General features: G+C 45.5%; 1 rRNA gene. It reads left to right on the forward strand.

Going from position 1 to position 255, the window contains the following annotated elements:
- Nucleotides 1–255 (forward strand): 23S ribosomal RNA (locus tag E8Q33_RS15065); the annotation flags it as partial.

The raw sequence follows: 255 nt of genomic DNA on the forward strand, positions 1-255 counted from the left end.
TAGTAATCTGCGAAAAGCGTAGGGGAGCTGATAAACGAGCTTTGAGCCTACGATATCCGAATGGGGCAACCCACATACTTTAGGGTATGTATCGTTAAGTGAATACATAGCTTAACGAGGCGAACCCGGCGAACTGAAACATCTAAGTAGCCGGAGGAAAAGAAATCAACCGAGATTTCCCTAGTAGCGGCGAGCGAACGGGAAACAGCCTGCAAGTAATATTTAACGTTTTAGTGGAACAAGCTGGAAAGCTTA

This window comes from Methylophaga sp. SB9B (genome assembly GCF_004832235.1).
Lineage (GTDB): Bacteria > Pseudomonadota > Gammaproteobacteria > Nitrosococcales > Methylophagaceae > Methylophaga > Methylophaga muralis.